General features: G+C 73.1%; 17 protein-coding genes. 15 read left to right on the top strand and 2 right to left on the bottom strand.

Translation table 11 applies throughout. The features are described 5' to 3' along the window. Nucleotides 1-82 precede the first annotated feature (82 nt). Nucleotides 83-2020 carry an esterase-like activity of phytase family protein gene (locus ABGB17_RS04110; protein ID WP_347626367.1) on the bottom strand — a complete coding sequence of 646 codons (1938 nt, stop codon included), beginning with the start codon at nt 2018-2020 and terminating at the stop codon, nt 83-85. Then, complete coding sequence (locus ABGB17_RS04105; RefSeq protein WP_347626365.1) at nt 2020-2349, bottom strand: hypothetical protein; 330 nt, start codon at nt 2347-2349, stop codon at nt 2020-2022. Before ABGB17_RS04105 ends, ABGB17_RS04110 begins: the two co-directional genes overlap by 1 nt. 259 nt (nt 2350-2608) lie before the next feature. Here ABGB17_RS04105 and ABGB17_RS04100 point away from each other — a divergent pair, with 259 nt between their 5' ends. The 15 genes from ABGB17_RS04100 to hypE all read left to right on the top strand — a co-directional run bounded on the left by ABGB17_RS04100 (nt 2609) and on the right by hypE (nt 16895). Further along, nucleotides 2609-4585, top strand: a complete 1977-nt coding sequence (locus tag ABGB17_RS04100) for an erythromycin esterase family protein (protein WP_347626364.1) — start codon at nt 2609-2611, stop codon at nt 4583-4585. Nucleotides 4586-4646: 61 nt separating this feature from the next. Further along, nucleotides 4647-5300: an alpha/beta family hydrolase gene (locus tag ABGB17_RS04095; protein ID WP_347626363.1), complete on the top strand. Its 654-nt coding sequence runs from the start codon at nt 4647-4649 to the stop codon at nt 5298-5300. Between the two features lie 141 nt (nt 5301-5441). After that, complete coding sequence (locus tag ABGB17_RS04090; RefSeq protein WP_347626362.1) at nt 5442-6242, top strand: SIS domain-containing protein; 801 nt, start codon at nt 5442-5444, stop codon at nt 6240-6242. Then, nucleotides 6229-6933 (top strand): SIS domain-containing protein, encoded by a 705-nt coding sequence (locus ABGB17_RS04085; protein ID WP_347626361.1) that lies wholly within the window; start codon nt 6229-6231, stop codon nt 6931-6933. The genes ABGB17_RS04090 and ABGB17_RS04085 overlap by 14 nt, the downstream gene beginning before the upstream one ends. A gap of 16 nt (nt 6934-6949) precedes the next feature. Beyond that, nucleotides 6950-8026, top strand: coding sequence for a hydrogenase expression protein HypE (locus ABGB17_RS04080; RefSeq protein WP_347626360.1), 1077 nt, complete (start codon nt 6950-6952; stop codon nt 8024-8026). A gap of 18 nt (nt 8027-8044) precedes the next feature. Further along, the gene (locus ABGB17_RS04075) at nt 8045-9838 is read left to right on the top strand and encodes a nickel-dependent hydrogenase large subunit (RefSeq protein WP_347626359.1); all 1794 of its coding nucleotides are present in this window, start codon (nt 8045-8047) and stop codon (nt 9836-9838) included. Continuing rightward, the gene (locus ABGB17_RS04070) at nt 9819-10403 is read left to right on the top strand and encodes a NifU family protein (RefSeq protein ID WP_347626357.1); all 585 of its coding nucleotides are present in this window, start codon (nt 9819-9821) and stop codon (nt 10401-10403) included. The genes ABGB17_RS04075 and ABGB17_RS04070 overlap by 20 nt, the downstream gene beginning before the upstream one ends. Then, nucleotides 10400-11209: a DUF5947 family protein gene (locus tag ABGB17_RS04065; protein WP_347626356.1), complete on the top strand. Its 810-nt coding sequence runs from the start codon at nt 10400-10402 to the stop codon at nt 11207-11209. The genes ABGB17_RS04070 and ABGB17_RS04065 overlap by 4 nt, the downstream gene beginning before the upstream one ends. After that, the gene (locus ABGB17_RS04060) at nt 11202-11831 is read left to right on the top strand and encodes a DUF6084 family protein (RefSeq protein ID WP_347626355.1); all 630 of its coding nucleotides are present in this window, start codon (nt 11202-11204) and stop codon (nt 11829-11831) included. Before ABGB17_RS04065 ends, ABGB17_RS04060 begins: the two co-directional genes overlap by 8 nt. Continuing rightward, nucleotides 11828-13366, top strand: coding sequence for a hypothetical protein (locus tag ABGB17_RS04055; RefSeq protein ID WP_347626354.1), 1539 nt, complete (start codon nt 11828-11830; stop codon nt 13364-13366). The genes ABGB17_RS04060 and ABGB17_RS04055 overlap by 4 nt, the downstream gene beginning before the upstream one ends. Continuing rightward, complete coding sequence (locus ABGB17_RS04050) at nt 13363-13842, top strand: hydrogenase maturation protease (protein WP_347626353.1); 480 nt, start codon at nt 13363-13365, stop codon at nt 13840-13842. The genes ABGB17_RS04055 and ABGB17_RS04050 overlap by 4 nt, the downstream gene beginning before the upstream one ends. Nucleotides 13843-13996: 154 nt before the next feature. Then, nucleotides 13997-14389: a hydrogenase maturation nickel metallochaperone HypA gene (locus tag ABGB17_RS04045; protein ID WP_347626352.1), complete on the top strand. Its 393-nt coding sequence runs from the start codon at nt 13997-13999 to the stop codon at nt 14387-14389. Then, the gene (locus ABGB17_RS04040) at nt 14370-14615 is read left to right on the top strand and encodes a HypC/HybG/HupF family hydrogenase formation chaperone (RefSeq protein ID WP_347626351.1); all 246 of its coding nucleotides are present in this window, start codon (nt 14370-14372) and stop codon (nt 14613-14615) included. The genes ABGB17_RS04045 and ABGB17_RS04040 overlap by 20 nt, the downstream gene beginning before the upstream one ends. A 10-nt stretch (nt 14616-14625) precedes the next feature. Beyond that, on the top strand, nt 14626-15753 hold the full coding sequence (gene hypD / locus ABGB17_RS04035) for a hydrogenase formation protein HypD (protein ID WP_347626350.1): 1128 nt from the start codon (nt 14626-14628) through the stop codon (nt 15751-15753). After that, nucleotides 15750-16895 (top strand): hydrogenase expression/formation protein HypE, encoded by a 1146-nt coding sequence (gene hypE, locus ABGB17_RS04030; protein ID WP_347626349.1) that lies wholly within the window; start codon nt 15750-15752, stop codon nt 16893-16895. Before hypD ends, hypE begins: the two co-directional genes overlap by 4 nt. The last annotated feature ends 136 nt before the right edge of the window (nt 16896-17031 follow it).

The following is a 17031-nucleotide window of genomic DNA, read 5'->3' as shown; positions in this document are numbered from 1 at the left end:
GCCCGATAAAAGCGCGATGTAGGAATTCGCCGTTCTTTGCCTGCTTCGCCGGCGGCAGGTCCGGCGGCGCCGCGGCCGGGCCCTACGGTACGCGGACGCGCACGGCGTAGAGCCGGGTGGCCTGCTGTTCGTTCTGGTTGTCGTCGGAGACCAGGAAGAGGTCGCGCCAGCCGGGTGCGCCAGGAAGGGGAGCGCCGAGTGCCATGCCCTCCACGTTGTCGAGCAGAGGGTTGATCTGGGGGCCCTTCCGGGCGACCTGACCGGGGGAGCCGGGCGGGCAGGCGGCCAGATCGAAGAGGAGTTCGCTGCGCACGAAGACATCGGCGGCGGCGGCGTACAGGGAGGAGAGGCCCGTCACGTCGGGTGCGCCGGCCAGCGGCACGTCGTAGACGCGGACCGCGTTGCCGAGGCCCCGGACGAACTGGCGCTCAAGGGTGAGCAGCCGATCGTCGCCGATCGCCACGAACTCCGTCAGATGGAGGCCCTCGCCGGTCTGGTACGCGTACTGCCGATCGGGTGTGTACTTCCCGCCCGGGGTGCCGGTGTAGCGCTGGATGCGCAGCAGGTTCCTGCCGCGGCCGTCGCCGTCGCTGGACAGGGGGGACTCCAGCGCCGCGTAGAGATGACGCCCGTCCGGGGTCGCGGCCAGCGCCTCGATCGTGCGCCCCGCCTGGGCCTCGCCGTCCGGCCAGACCTTGAAGCGTGCCGGTATCGGCAGTTCGCCCACTTGACGGCCGGTGTCCAGGCGGAAACGCCGGATGGCCGGCCCCGTCTCCGAGCTGACCAGGATGGTCCTGCCTCCCTGCTCCACCACGAGGCCTTCCCCGTCGAACCCGGTGGTGTACGCCTCGCCGTCGGCGTGCCGCAGCGTGCGCGCGGTCCCGGCCCGCGGCGACAGCCGCTCGGCGGGGCCCAGAGAGATCGGGAAGATCCGCCCCGGCGTGTTGTCCGCCAGCGCGTACGCCCGCGACGACCCGGTGAGCGCCAGGGCGGACAGTCCTCCGATGCGCTCGCCCATGACCTCGGTCTTGTCCAGGGCGTCGGAGTGGCTGAGCAGGACGGCGCGTGAGGAGCAGGGCCCGCCCGGTTCGACCGGCGGGGGCGGCCACAGGCGGCTCGCGACCACGGGATAGGCCAGCCCGGCGCCGGTGCCCGCGGCGAGGCTCACCAGGATCGCGGTGGTGAGCAGCAGGCGGGACACGCGGGCGGTGCCGGTGGACTCAGGGGCGGGGCCGGGCGGCACGACGGCGAGGTTGCGCACGAAGGGCAGATCGCCGACGCCGTTGTGGTCCTGCCGCTGCGGCCTCGGCCGTCCCTTGCGCACCAGCCGGTCGCGCACCTGCTTGAAGATCTCGTTCAGCGTCAGGATCTCCGGGCCGTCGGGCACGCCGCCACGCAGGACGTCCACGAACTCGCCGGTGAAGGCCGTGAGTCTCTCGCCCTTCGGCGCGAGGGCCCTGCGGTCCCGCGCGGTGGAGGTCATCACGTACGAGCCGTGCTCCTCCATGGCGTTCGTCAGCACGTGCTCGCCGACGCCGGCCACCGACATGCCCTCCAGCGCCTTGCCGCTGTAGCAGCAGTCGAGGATGACCACCCGCCGTCTGGCGGTGCCCTCGCCCATGGCCTGGCGCACCCACTGGTACGGCAGCATGGTCTCCGGATGCCAGAACCTGGCGTCGGGAAGCGTCAGGTGGAGGTGGCCGTCGCGAGGGTCGAGCAGGCCGTGACCGGCGTAGTAGACGATCAGCGTGTCCTCGGCGAGGTTCGCCATGGCCCGGACGGCGCCGATCACCTCGGCCTGCGTGGCGGGGTTGGCGAGCACGCGGACACGGTCCTGCGCGACACCCCAGATCGCCTCGTCCGTCAGGGCCCTGGCGAGCTCGCTGAGGTTGTTGCCGACGGCCCCGAGCGGCTCCAGGGCGGTGTACGCGTCCACGCCGATGAGCACGCACGTCGAACGCGCGGGGTCGATGCCACGGAGCAGGCCGCCGTCCGGCGCTTTATCGGGTGGCGGGGGCACTACTCATTCTCTTCGGGCTTCAACGCGTCGATGACGGGTTTGGCGGCGTCACGGTCGATCTCCGACACGACGATCACTATGTTCTGCCGGCGGCCGCCGCGCGCCTCACGCCACGCGGCCACGCTGATGCCGAGCTGGACCACCGCGCTCACGCCGGAGATGATCGCCACGATGGCCTCCAGGTCGCCGGCCATGTGCTCTGAGGACGGCCGCCCGGTCACCGGCTCGACGCGCACCTGGCCACGGAGCTCCTGGTCGTCCAGGAGCCACGCGTGAAGAGACCTCAGGTCCTCACCGTGGTCGTCGCTTTGCTGGAACGTGATTTCCATGCGTACTCCGGCGGACTCAGCGGCCAGGCCAGTTGGTGGCCAAATGACTCAACTACGGTGCCATATCCGGAGTTCCCAGGATGCCGACATGAATGGCGAATTTTATGGCTATGTGTGGTCGCGGGGCCCGGGGCGGCGGGGGGCGGCGGCGGGTACGGGCGTAGGTTGGGGGTGACCGCCGAGGACCGAGCGGTCCGCTCGGGGTGGTGCCCTGGGCGTGCCGCGTACAGCCTCGCCGCCGCGTACGTGAGGCAGTGCCATGCCCGAGCATCTTTTCCATGACCGCCGGGACGCCGGTCGTGCCCTGGCCGCTCTGCTCGACGCCTATCGGGGGCGGCGGGAGGTCGTGGTGCTCGCCATGCCGCTCGGCGGGGCGCCTGTGGCGGCGGAGATCGCCGAGGCGCTGCGGGCCCCGCTCGATGTGCTCGTGGTTCGCGAGCTCGGGGTGCCGGGGCAGGAGGACCTGGTGATGGGGGCGGTCACCTCCTACGGCGTGCTCGCGCTGAACGACGACGTCATCCGGGGCCTGGGCATCGAGCCCGAGGTGGTGGAGCACGTCGCCGCGTGGGAGGGGCGGGAGGTCCAGCGCTGGGAGCGGCACTACCGCCGGGGGCGGCCCGCCTGGCCGGTCGAGGGCGGGATCGCGATCCTGGCCGACGACGGTCTCGGGACGGGGGCGCGGCTGCGGGCCGCCGTGCGGGCGTTGCGCCTCATGCGTCCGGCCCGGCTGGTGGTCGCGGTGCCCGCCGCGTGCGAGGCGACCCTGCGTGACCTGTCCGCCGAGGCCGACGAGGTGGTGTGCGCCACCGGGCCGGCGGCGTTCCTGGCACCGGAGCGCTGCTATCGCCAGGCCGCCGAGACCACCGCCGCCGAGGTGCGCGACATGCTGAGCCGCCGCGCCGCGGGCCGCCCCGTGGGCCGGGCCCCGGGTGGCGAAGCGGTCACCGTGGAGCCGCACGAGGGGGCCGCGCGCACGGAGGCGCTGCTCGACCTGGTGGGCGACGCCCGCCTGGTGCTGATCGGCGCGGCCTCGCACGGCACCCGTGAGTTCCACGCCACCCGGGTGGAGCTGACCCGGGCGCTCATCGAGGAGAAGGGTTTCGGCGCGGTCGCCCTCCTCGCGGACTGGCCGGACGCCTACCGCGTGGACCGCTACGTCCGGGGTGCCGGCGGCGACGCCACCGCTGAGCAGGCGCTGCGCGGCTTCCGCCGCTTCCCGTCCTGGGCGTGGCGCAACACGGTCGTGATGGAGTTCGTCGAGTGGCTGCGCCGTCACAACGGCCGCCTGCCTCCGGGGGCTCCCGCGACCGGCGTCTACGGCCTCGACCTGTACTCCCTGCACCGCACCGCCGCCGAGATCGTCGCCGTCCTCGACGCCGCCGACCCGCCCGCCGCCGCCCGTGCCCGCGCCAGGCTGGCCCACGGCCACCTCGGCTGCGGCGACCACGGCCCCGGCGGTCCCGGGTGCGAGGAGGGTGATCCGTTGTTCGACGCCGCCTGCGGGGCGGGCGAGCGGCGCGAGGCCGAGATCGTCGCACGGCTGTCGTGGCTGCGGCGGGAGGCCCTGCGGCGGGCACGGGAACAGGGGCTGCCCACCGAGGACGAGTTGTTCTACGGAGAGCACGTCGTGCGGGCCCTCGGCACGGGTATCGAGTACGACCGGGCGCTGTTCCGCGGCCACATCTGCTCGTGGAACCTGCGCGACCGGCACATGGCCGACACGCTGGACGCGTTGCTGGACCACCTCGACCGGCACGGCGACCGCCCGGCCCGGATCGTGGTGTGGGGCACCACGCCGCACCTCGGCGACGCCCGGGCCACCGAGGCGGCCTGCCGCGGCGAGCTGAGCGTCGGCCGCCTGGTCCGCGAGCGGTACCCCGGGGAGGTCCTCCTGCTCGGACTCACCACCTACAGCGGCACCGTGACCGCCGCTCCGTGCTGGGGCGCGCCGAGCGCCGTCGTCCGGCCCCCGCCCGCCGTCCCGGGCAGCGTGGAAGCCCTGTTCCACGAGGTGGGGGTGAAGAACTTCCTCGTCATGTTCCCCGGCGCCGGGCCGTTCGACTCGGCACGCCCCGAGCACGTGCTCGCCGACGTCATCCCGTCCACCGGGGGCGGCGACCAGGTACGCGCCCGGATCGGCGGCCAGTTCGACGCGGTCGTCCACTTCGACGAGACCCATGCGGTGCACCCGCTGGACCTCGCCGCGGCGTCGCCCCCGGCCGCCGCGGGACGTTGACCGGGGAGTCCCGTGCCCCGCGGCGCGGGCGGCGCACCGGAAGCACCGAAAGGAGCAGACGATGATCGTCCGCCAGAGCACATCGTTCCTCGCCGCCGGCGTCCCTCTGGAGGCCGACGTCGTGGTGCCCGACTCGGCCGTCGGCGTGGTCGTGTTCGCCCACGGCAGCGGGAGCGGCCGCCGCAGTCCCCGCAACCGCCACGTCGCGGCCGGGCTGCAGGAGGCGGGCCTCGCCACGGTCCTGATCGATCTGCTCACCCTTGAGGAGGAGCGGGCCGAGTCGATGGTGGCCCTCCGCTTCGACATCGGCCTGCTCGCCTCCCGTCTGATCGCCGTGACGGCCCGCCTCTCCGCCTGCGAGTCCCTGGCCGGCCTCGGCGCCGGCCTGTTCGGCGGCAGCACCGGCGCCGCCGCGGCCCTGGTGGCCGCCGCGGAGCGCCCGGACATCGTGCGTGCCGTGGTCTCCCGAGGCGGGCGGCCGGACCTCGCGGGTGACCACCTCACGCGGGTGCACCAGCCCACCCTGCTGATCGTCGGCGAACGCGACCCTGTGGTGATCGACCTCAACCGCGAGGCGCTCGGACAGATCCCCGGCCCCTCCCGCCTGGTCCTCGTCCCCGCCGCCACCCACCTCTTCGAGGAACCCGGCGCTCTGGACCAGGTCACCGCCCTGGCCGGCGCCTGGTTCACCCGTCACCTGCCCGCTGTGAGCTGACCGCGCACCCGTGGGGCCGGTGCGACGCCTGGAGGCTCGTGGGAGGCATGAAGGCTTTACTGCCGGTTGTCCTGGTTGAGGTGACAACGGCATGTGTACGGGTCGTAACCTGGCGGTCACGGTATATGACGGAGTGTGGTCATGGGTGTGACATCCACCGCGCGGACGGCGGTCGACGAGGCCTTCTGCCGGCGTGACGCGGCCGGGGCACGGCTCGCTGAGGAAGCGGAGCGGATCGCCACCGCCTGCCAGGAGATGGCGGAGCGGTTCCGGCGCGGTGGGAAGCTGATCGTCTTCGGGTCCGGGGGCGCGGGCACCGACGCGTCGCACGTGGCCGTCGAGTTCATGCACCCGGTGATCATGGGGAAGCGGGCGCTGCCGTCCATCGCGCTGAGCAACGACGCCGCGACGGTCACCGGGGTGAGCGGGCGGGACGGCCCCGCCGAGGCGTTCGCCCACCAGGTGCGGCGGTTCGCCGAGCCGGTGGACATGGCGCTCGGCATCTCGCCGGACGGCGACTGCCCCGCCGTGCTGCGGGGGCTGGAGGCGGCGCACGAGCTCGGCCTGTACACCCTGGCCCTCACCGGCGGCGACGGCGGCGCCGTCGCGCGCAGCCCCGCCGTCGCCCAGGCCCTCGTCGCGGACTCGCGGGACCCCGCCGTCGTCAAGGAGATCCACGTGACCGTCTACCACGTGCTGTGGGAGCTGGTCCACGTGTTCCACGCCCGCGCCGGCGCCGCCTGTGTCACGTGCGCGGACGAGGCCCGCCCGGCCCAGGTGATGCGCGAGCTCGGCGACGGCATGGCCCTGGTCGATCTCGGCGGCACCCACGAGCACGTGAGCGTGGCCCTGGTGGACGCCGGGGTGGGCGACACGGTGCTGGTGCACGCCAAGGAAGCCATCGCGGTCACCCGGAAGGCCGGTGCCGATGGAGACCGCTGAGCGAGCCGGGGAGGACGGGTCCCACGGAACGCAGGGGCTCTACCCGTTCCTGTACCCCGGTTCCGGCGGGCTCGCGGAGGACGTGGTCGCCGGGGCGGTGGCGTCCACCAGGGAGAAGGTCGCGGAGATCGCGGAGTTGCGGCGGCGGGTGCGGGGGCTGCACGCCGAACGGCTCGTGGCGTGCGCGCGGGACATGGCGGGGCGGTTCGCGGCGGGCGGCCGGATGTTCACGTTCGGCAACGGCGGCAGCAGCACCGACGCCCAGCAGGTGGCCACGGCGTTCCTCGCCCCCGCCGCCGGGCGCCCCCTGCCCGCGCTCTGCCTGACCTGCGACGTCGCCGTGGTGACCGCCTTGTCGAACGACATCGGCTTCGACGTCGTCTTCGCCCGCCAGCTCGCCGCCCTGGCCCGGCCAGGCGACATCGCCCTCGGCCTGTCCACCAGTGGCGGGTCCGCCAACCTCGTTGGAGCGTTCCACGAGGCCAGGAGCCGCGGTCTGCTCACCGTCGCCCTCGCCGGCTACGAGGGCGGCCTGCTCGCCGAGCCCCCCATGGCGGGCGTCATCGACCACCTTTTCGTCATCCCCTCGTCCTCGGTGCACCGCATCCAGGAGGCGCAGACCACCGTCTACCACGTCCTGTGGGAGGCCACCCAGCACGCGCTGCGCGACTCGACGCCCATCGGCACCTAGCGGAACGGGAGGCGGCATGGCCGTACAGAGCGGGCCGGCGGACACCGCCGGGCGGGACGCGGAGGAACCCGTCGTCCACATACTCTGGATCAACGCCGGCATGAGCTGCGACGGCGACTCCGTGGCGCTCACCGCCGCGACGCAGCCCGCCATCGAGGACATCATCCTCGGTGTCCTGCCGGGCCTGCCCAAGGTGGAGGTGCACTGGCCGCTCCTCGACTACAACAGCGGCCCGGCGCCCGGCGCGGACACCATGATCGAGTGGTACTTCCAGGCGGCGCACGGCGGCCTCGACCCGTTCGTGCTGGTCGTCGAGGGTTCGATCCCCAACGAGTCCATCAAGCAGGAGGGCTACTGGTCGGGGTTCGGCAACAACCCCGACACCGGCCAGCCCATGACGCTGCCCGAGTGGCTGGACCGCCTGGCGCCCCAGGCGACCGCCGTGATCGCCGCGGGCACCTGCGCGACGTACGGCGGCATCCACGCCATGGCGGGCAACCCGACCGGCTCGATGGGCCTGGCGGACTACCTCGGCTGGGACTGGCGGTCCAAGGCGGGCCTGCCGATCGTCAACGTGCCCGGCTGCCCGATCCAGCCGGACAACATGTCCGAGACCCTGCTGTACCTGCTCTACCAGCTCAACGGCCAGGCGCCGATGATCCCGCTGGACGAGGCGCTGCGGCCCACGTGGCTGTTCACCCAGACCGTGCACGAGGGGTGTGACCGGGGCGGCTACTACGAGCAGGGGCAGTTCGCCTACGAGTACGGCTCACCCAAGTGCCTGGTCAAGATCGGGTGCTGGGGCCCGGTGGTGAAGTGCAACGTGCCGAAACGCGGCTGGATGGCCGGCCTCGGCGGCTGCCCGAACGTCGGCGGCATCTGCATCGCCTGCACCATGCCCGGCTTCCCCGACAAGTTCATGCCGTTCATGGACGAGCCGCCGGGCGCCATGGTCTCCACCGCCGCGAGCGCGGTCTACGGCGGCGTCGTCCGCCGGCTCCGCGGCATCACCCTGCACACGGTCGACAAGGAGCCGAAGTGGCGGTCCAAGGGCCGCGCCCTGCTCACCGGTTACAAGGCTCCCTGGAGCTGACATGAGGACGGAGCGGTGATGACGACCTCGGAGCGACGCGGGGAGAACCGCGAGCTGGTCGAGATGGCCTGGGACCCGATCACCAGGATCGTCGGCAGCCTCGGCATCTACGCCAAGATCGACTTCGCGGCCAAGGAAGTGGTGGAGTGCCACAGCACCTCCTCCATCTTCCGCGGCTACAGCATCTTCATGAAGGGCAAGGACCCGCGGGACGCGCATTTCATCACCAGCCGCATCTGCGGCATCTGCGGCGACAACCACGCCACGTGCTCGGTGTACGCGCAGAACATGGCGTACGGCGTGCGGCCACCGGCGCTGGGTGAGTGGATCATCAACCTCGGCGAGGCGGCCGAGTACATGTTCGACCACAACATCTACCAGGAGAACCTGGTGGGGGTGGACTACTGCGAGAAGATGGTCGCCGAGACCAACCCCGGCGTGCTCGACCAGGCCAACCGCACCGAGGCGCCGCACGCGGCCGAGCACGGCTTCCGCACCATCGGCGACATCATGCGCTCGCTCAACCCGCTGGAGGGCGAGTTCTACCGCGAGGCCCTCACCATGAGCCGCGTCGCGCGCGAGATGTTCTGCCTGATGGAGGGCAGGCACGTGCACCCGTCCACGCTGTACCCCGGCGGCGTCGGCACCGTGGCCACGGTGCAGCTCTTCACCGACTACCTGACCCGCCTCATGCGGTACGTCGACTTCGTGAAGAAGGTCGTGCCGATGCACGACGACCTGTTCGACTTCTTCTACGAGGCGCTGCCCGGGTACGAGCAGGTGGGCCGCCGCCGGGTGCTGCTCGGCTGCTGGGGCAGCCTCAACGACCCCGACCACTGCGACTTCACCTACGAGAACATGAACGAGTGGGGCCGGCGCATGTTCGTCACCCCCGGCGTCATCGTGGACGGCGAGCTGGTCACCAACAACCTGGTGGACATCAACCTCGGCATCCGCATCCTGCTCGGCAGCTCGTACTACGACGACTGGGAGGGCCAGGAGCCGTTCGTCACCCACGACCCGCTCGGCAACCCGGTGGACACGCGGCACCCGTGGAACCAGCACACCATCCCGCGCCCGCAGAAACGCGACTTCAACGACAAGTACAGCTGGGTGATGTCGCCGCGCTGGTTCGACGGCAAGGACATGCTCGCCCTGGACACCGGCGGCGGCCCCATCGCCCGCCTGTGGTCCACGGCGCTGTCCGGGCTGGTGGACGTCGGCGGCTACGTCCGCTCCACGGGGCACAGCGTGCTCATCGACCTGCCGAGGAGCGCGACCCGGCCGGAGACGACGTTCGAGTGGAAGATCCCCGAGCGGAACGGCGAGCTCATGTCCAACGCGCTGGAGCGCAACCGGGCCCGCAGCTACTTCCAGGCGTACGTGGCGGCGTGCGCGCTGCACTTCGCCGAGCAGGGGCTCAACGAGGTGCGGCAGGGGCGCAGCCAGACGTGGGAGCCGTTCGAGGTGCCGGACGAGGCCATCAGTTGCGGCTTCACCGAGGCGGTGCGCGGCCTGCTCTCCCACCACATGGTGATACGCAACGGGAAGATCGCCAACTACCACCCGTACCCGCCCACCCCGTGGAACGCCAGCGTCCGCGACGTGCACGGCACACCCGGGCCGTACGAGGACGCCGTGCAGAACACGCCGATCTTCGAGGAGAACCCGCCGGACACCTTCAAGGGCATCGACATCATGCGCACCGTGCGCAGTTTCGACCCCTGCCTGCCGTGCGGGGTGCACATGTACCTCGGCCGCGGCAAGGAGCTGCGGAAGCTGCACAGTCCCCATGCCTACACCACCGGCTGACGGCCGCCGGCGGCGTGCGGACGTGCGCGCCGCCGGCGAGCGCGTCGAGGCGCTGATCGACGAGCTCGGGCGGCTCGCCGACCCGGCGGCGCGGGCCAGGGCCGAGGATCTGGTGCGTGTGCTCGGCGACCTCTACGGGGCGGCCCTGGAGCGCGTGATGGACATCGTGGTGGAGAACGAGGCGGCCGGCGTGCTGCGAAGGCTCACCGAGGACGAGATCGTGTCCGGGCTGCTCGTGCTGCACGACCTGCACCCGCTCGGCACCGCCGAACGGGTGCGCGCCGCGCTGGACCGGGTGCGGCCGATGCTCGGCCTGCACGAGGGCGGCGTGGAACTGCTCGGCGTGAGCGACGACGGCGTCGTCCGGCTGCGGCTGGAGGGCGGCTGCCACGGCTGCGCGTCCTCACCCGCCACGGTGACCGGCGGCATCGAGCGGGCCGTACGGCAGGCGGCGCCGGAGGTGACCCGGCTGGAGGTCGAGGGGCTCCCCGGCGAGCCCGGCCTGCTGCAGATCCAGACCCGCCCCCCGGGCCCGTGCCCGGTACCGCAGGACACGGCCCCGTGAGGCCGGCCGGGAGCCCGCCGGGGACGGGCCGCGCCGGGACCGGCGGGACGGACGGCGCTGAAACGGACGGTGGCGGGGCGGGCCGCGCCGGGACCCATGGCGCGGACGGCGGGGCGGCGCCGCGGGGGTTGCGGCGGTTCCGGGAGCCGCCGCCGGTCGTCGCGGAGCGGTGCGAGATGTGCGGGGAGCCCGCGGGGGAGCGGCACGGGCACGTCGTGGACGCCGGGAGCCGGGCGTTGTTGTGCGCGTGCAAGGGCTGCCACCTGATGTTGCTGCGCAACGGGGCGCGCGGCTCGGGGCGGTACCGCGCGGTGCCGGAGCGGTACCTGAACTTCCCGGCCTTCACGCTGGCGCGGGAGGACTGGGACGCGTTGTGCGTGCCGGTGCGCACCGCCTTCTTCTTCCACAACTCCGAGCTCGGCAAGATCGTCGCGTTCTACCCCAGCCCCGGCGGCGCCACCGAGGCCGTCGTGCCCGGCGGCGCCTGGGAGCGGGTGCTGGCCGCCGAGCCCGCGCTGGCCGCGGCCGATCCGCTGCCGGACGTCGAGGCGTTCCTCATCGACCGCCGCCCCGAGGAGGGCTTCACCTGCCACCTGGTCCCGGTGGACGCCTGCTACGAGCTGGTCGGCCTGGTCCGCACCCGCTGGAAGGGCTTCCACGGCGGCCGGGAGGCCTGGGACGCCATCGAGGGCTTCTTCGCCTCCCTGCGTGAACGCGGCGAGGACGTGCCCGCGGACGGCGTGGACGCCGCACCGGGAGAGGGACACCGCGTGGACGTGCCGGGGGAGGGGGACGGGCGTGCTTGACATCCGGTTCGACTGCCGGGGCGTGCGGGCCGACCCGTACGCGGCGTTCCCGACGCTGACGTTCCGGCTCGCCATAACCGGGCCGGGGACGGGCACCGTGCACGCCGTGGCGCTGCGCTGCCAGATCAGGGTGGAGCCGCAGCGGCGGCGGTACACCTCCGGGGAGGCCGAGCTGCTCGGCGACCTGTTCGGCGACCCCTCACGGTGGGGCGAGACGCTGAAGCCGTTCCAGTTCGCCACCGTGCCGGTGCTGGTGCCGAGGTACACCGGCGCCACCGAGGTCGACGTCCCCGTGCCGTGCAGCTACGACCTGGAGGTGGCGGCCGGCAAGTACTTCGCGTCGCTGCGGGACGGCGAGGTCCCGATGCTGATGTTGTTCAGCGGCACCGTCTTCGCCCGCTCCGGCGACGGCTTCACCGTCCAGCCGGTGCCGTGGGACCGCGAGGCGCGCTGCGGCCTGCCCGTCGGGGTGTGGCGCGAGCTGATGGACCGCTACTTCCCCGGGTGCGGCTGGCTGCGGTTGCGGCGCGACACCCTGCGCGCCCTGCAGCGGTACAAGACCGGCCAGGCGCTCGCCACCTGGGACGAGGTCGTCGAGGCGCTGCTGAAGGAGGCCCGGTGAGGAGTGTGCCGATGGACGCGGCCCGGGCGGTGGCCGACGCCGTCCTGTACGAGGGGTATCTGCTGTACCCCTACCGGGCCTCGGCCGCCAAGAACCGGCTGCGCTGGCAGTTCGGGGTGCTGGTGCCGCCCGCGTACCAGGAGACCGCGGAGCCGTCCGGCAGCGTCACCGAGGTCCTGCTGGACGGGGGCGCCAACGCGCTGCTCCGGGTGCGGCTGCGGTTCCTGCACGTGCGCGAGCGCCGCGTGGAGCGCCGCGAGGAGGACGGCGGGTTCACACCGGTCGCCGAGCTGCGCTGCGGGGACACCGCCCACCTGTCGTACGACGACGCCACCGAGCGCGAGACCGAGGCTGTGCTCGCCGTGCCGCACCTGATCGGCGCCGAGCGCACCCTGGTGGTGCGGATCCCCGGCGACCGCGCCGAGGAGCAGCTCCTCGGTCCGTCCGGCGAGGTGGCCGGCCGACTCGTCACCGCGCACCGCCCCCTGCACGCCGTGCTGCGCGTGCGCGCCGAACGGCCCCCCGGCCCGTACGGCCTGCTCCGGCTGCGCGTCCGCGTGGAGAACCGCACCGCGTGGCTGCCCGGCCGCGGTGCCGCCAGGTTCGCCGCGTTGGACCCGGTGCGGGCGACCACCTGGCAGACCGACGGCGTGGCCGCCTGGATCGCGCGGGGCGAGGGACGCGAGGAGGCGCTGCGGCACTCGCTGGTGGCCGCGCACCTGCTCATCGGCGCCACCGCCGGGTCGTTCCTGTCGCTCGCCGACCCGCCCGAGTGGGCGCGGGCGGCGGCGCGCACCTGCCGCAACCGGCACACCTGGCCGGTGCTGGTGGGCGATCCCGGGCGGCGCGACGTGGTGCTGTCCTCGCCGATCATCCTGGACGACCACCCCGGCGTCGCGCCCGAGAGCCCCGGCGGGTCGTTCGACTCCACCGAGATGGACGAGATGCTGCACCTGCGCGCCCTCACCCTGACCGAGGAGGAGAGACGCGAGGCCGAGGCCACCGACCCCCGCGCCGCCGAACTGCTCAAGCGCGCCGCCGACCTGCCGCCCGAGATGCTGGAACGCCTGCACGGCGCCATCCGGCACCTCGGCCCCGCCGCCCAGGAGGGCCGCGACCCCGCCGCCCAGGAGGGCCGCGACCCCGCCGCCCCCGCGCGGGCCGGGGACCCCGCGGCCCCCGAGGAGCGGGTGCCGTGGTGGGACCCCGCCGCCGAGCACGTGCCGGGCGCGGACCACGTCACGGTGTGCGGCACGACGATCCGCAAGGGCAGCCGGGTGCGGCTGGTCCCCGGGCGGCGCCGCGCGGACGCGCACGACATGTTCCTCGCCGGCCGCGCCGCCCGGGTGGAGGCCGTGCTGCTGGACGTGGACGGCGGGCGGCACCTCGCCGTCACCCTGGAGGACGACCCCGGGGCCGACCTGCGCCGGGCCCACGGCCGCTACCTGTACTTCGCCCCCGACGAGGTGGAACCCCTGGAGGAACCGGCCCGCGAGGACACCGGAGAACCCGAGAACAAGGGGGTCGAGGCGTGAAGACCCTGGTGGCCGGGGTGGGCAACGTCTTCCTCGGGGACGACGGCTTCGGCGTCGCCGTGGCGCGGCACCTCGCCGGGCGCGACCTGCCGGACGGCGCGGTGGTCGCCGACTTCGGCATCCGCGGCGTCCACCTCGCCTACGAGCTGACCGGCGGCGGGTACGACGCGGCGATCCTCGTGGACCTCGCGCCGAGGGGCGACCCGCCCGGCACCCTGTACGTGCTGCGTCCCGACGAGGGCGACATCACCGGCGTGCTGTTCGACGCGCACGACATGAACCCGGAGGCGGTGCTGGCCCTCGCGGGCACGCTCGGCGAGATGTCGATCCCCGTCCTGCTCGTCGGCTGCGAACCCGCCACCACCGAGCCCGGCATGGACCTCAGCCCGCCGGTCGCCGAGGCCGTGCCCCGCGCGGCCGGCCTGGTCCTCGACCTGCTGCGTCAGCGCAGCGATCAACCGGAGGTACCGCGATGAAACGACGCCTGATCACGCTCGCCGCCCTGACGGCCGCCGGGGTGATGGTCTACCGGTCCATCCCCGACTTCAAGCGCTACATGAGCATCCGGCGGATGTGACCCTCGCCTGACCGGGCCTGGGGACGAACACGAGAGAACGGGGGGTAGTGATCGTGCATGAGTTCGGGATCGCGGAGGCGATCCTCGCGGCCGTGGAGAAGCGAGCGGACGGACGGCGGGTCTGCCGGGCGCGCGTGCAGGTGGGGGCGCTGCTGCGGGTGGCCGAGCCGTCCATCAACGACGCCTTCGCGCTGGTCAGCGAGGGGACGGTGGCGGAGGGTGCCCGTCTTGACCTGGTCACGCTGCCGGTGCGGGTGACGTGCCGTGACTGCGGGGGCGCGGCCCTGTCGGCCGACCCGCACGCGGTGTGCCCGGCCTGCGGGTCCGCCGACGTCGACAGCGAGGGCGGCGACGATCTCGTCCTCGAATCCATCCAGCTCGCGGAGGCGACCTATGTGCCTGGGGATCCCCGGGGAGATCGTGGAGATGCCGGTCGATCGACCTGACCTGGCGCAGGTGGACGTCAGCGGCGTGCGCCGCGCGGTCAACATCGGCCTGCTGGAGGGGGAGGAGCTGGCGCCCGGGGACTGGATCCTCATCCACGTCGGCTTCGCCCTCTCCAAGATCGACGAGGTGGAGGCCAAGGCGGCGCTGGACTTCCTGGAGAGCATCGGGCAGGCGTACGAGGACGAGATGGCCGCGCTGCGCGAGTCCATGATCGACAAAGGGTAGGGAGCCGGGGATGCGCTTCGTCGACGAGTACCGCGACGCCGGGACGGCCCGGGCGCTCGCGGCGGAGGTCGCCGCCCTGTGCGAGCCGGGGCGGCGGTACAAGTTCATGGAGGTGTGCGGCGGGCACACGCACACCATCTACAAGCACGGGCTCGAGGACCACCTGCCGGAGGCGGTCACGCTGGTGCACGGCCCCGGCTGCCCGGTGTGCGTCATCCCGATGGGGCGGGTGGACGACGCGATCCACATCGCCGGGCAGCCGGACGTGATCATGACCTCGTTCGGGGACATGACCCGGGTGCCCGGCGGGCGGGGGTCCTTCCAGGACGCGGCGGCGCGGGGCGCCGACATCCGGGTGGTGTACTCGCCGCTGGACGCTCTCAAGATCGCCAGGGACAATCCCGATCGCCGGGTGGTGTTCATGGCCATCGGTTTCGAGACGACGGCGCCGTCCACCGCGATGACGCTGCTGCGTGCCGAGGCCGAGGGGGTCGCGAACTTCTCGGTGTTCTGCAACCACGTGACGATCATCCCGGCCATCAAGGCGATCCTGGAGTCGCCCGACCTGCGGCTCGACGGTTTCATCGGGCCCGGTCACGTCTCCACGGTGATCGGCTGCCGGCCGTACGGGTTCATCGCGGAGCAGTACGGCAAGCCGCTGGTCGTCGCGGGGTTCGAGCCGCTGGACGTGCTGCAGGCCGTGCACGCCTGCCTGCGGCAGCTCGCCGAGGGCCGCGCCGAGGTGGAGAACCAGTACTCCCGGGTCGTGCCGTGGGACGGCAACCCCAAGGCGCTGGCCGTCATCGGCCAGACCATGGAACTGCGGCCGCACTTCGAGTGGCGCGGGCTCGGCTTCATCTCCCACTCGGCGCTGCGCCTGCGCGAGCGGTACGCCGCGTTCGACGCCGAGCGGATCTTCGACGTCCCCGGTGGCCGGGTGGCCGACCCCAAGGCCTGCCAGTGCGGCGAGGTGCTGAAGGGCGTGCTCAAACCGTGGGAGTGCAAGGTGTTCGGCACGGCCTGCACCCCCGAGACGCCCATCGGCACCTGCATGGTGTCCTCCGAGGGGGCCTGCGCCGCGTACTACAACTTCGGCCGCTTCTCCCGGGAGCGCGTCAGGGAGGCGACCCGCAGGTGAGCACCGACGACCGCACCGAGGTGGCCCCGCACGCGGGCGACCGCGCCGTGCCGGTTCCGCACGCGGGCGACCGCGCTCCGTCCCGTGAGGAGCAGGTGCTCGACCGCATCGAGCGCGCGCGGCGGCGCAAGGCGAAGGTACGGGAGGAACTGATCACCCTGGCGCACGGGGCCGGGGGGAAGGCGACCCGCACGCTGGTCGAGGACGTCTTCCTCGACGCGTTCCGCAACCCCCTGCTCGAACCGCTGGCGGACGGCGCCGTCGCCGGGGAGCTGGCCTTCACCACCGACTCCTACGTGGTGACCCCGCTGTTCTTCCCCGGCGGCGACATCGGCGACCTCGCGGTCAACGGCACCGTCAACGACCTCGCCATGTGCGGGGCCCGGCCCGCGTACCTGTCGGCCGGGTTCATCCTCGAAGAGGGCTTCCCGCTCACGGACCTGCGGCGGATCACCGCGAGCATGGCCGCCGCCGCCCGGGCGGCCGGGGTGGCCGTCGTCACCGGGGACACCAAGGTCGTGCAGAAGGGGAAGGCCGACGGCTGCTACATCACCACCGCCGGGGTCGGCACCGTGGACCCGTCGCTTCGGCTCAGCGCGTCGGCCGCCCGGCCCGGTGACGCCGTCCTGGTCTCCGGCCCGGTCGGCGACCACGGCGTCACCGTCATGCTGGCCCGGGGCGGATTCGAGATCGAGGCCGACCTGACCTCCGACACCGCGCCCCTGCACGGCCTCACCGCGCGCCTGCTGGAGACCTGCCCCGGCGCCAGGGTGCGCTGCCTGCGCGACGCCACCCGGGGCGGCGTGGCCACCGTGCTCAACGAGATCGCCGAGGCGTCCGGGGTGGCCGTGGTGCTGACCGAGGACCAGGTGCCGGTGCGCCCCGCCGTGCGCGGCTGTTGCGAGCTGCTCGGCATCGATCCGCTGTACTCGGCCTGCGAGGGCCGCATGATCGCCGTCGTGGACCGCGACGCCGCCGACGCCGCCCTCTCCGCCCTGCGCTCCCACCCCCTCGGCACCGGCGCCGCCGTCATCGGCCGCGTCGCCGCCGACCCGCCCGGCCTGGTCCTGCTGCGCACCGCCTTCGGCGGCACCCGCATCGTGGACGTCCTGGTCGGCGACCCCCTGCCGCGCATCTGCTGACCTCCGCTCCGGACGAGTCACCTGTCCACCGCCGGACAGTGCATTCACCGACAAATCCCCTCTCTGCTCCTGAAGAGTGACGAATCACGCATCCGCCCGCGTCCGCCGGGGAAGGTAAGGAGAAGAGAACGTCCAC

This window comes from Sphaerisporangium sp. B11E5, from assembly GCF_039871875.1.
Lineage (GTDB): Bacteria > Actinomycetota > Actinomycetes > Streptosporangiales > Streptosporangiaceae > Sphaerisporangium.
This window is presented reverse-complemented; position numbering and strand designations above follow the sequence as displayed.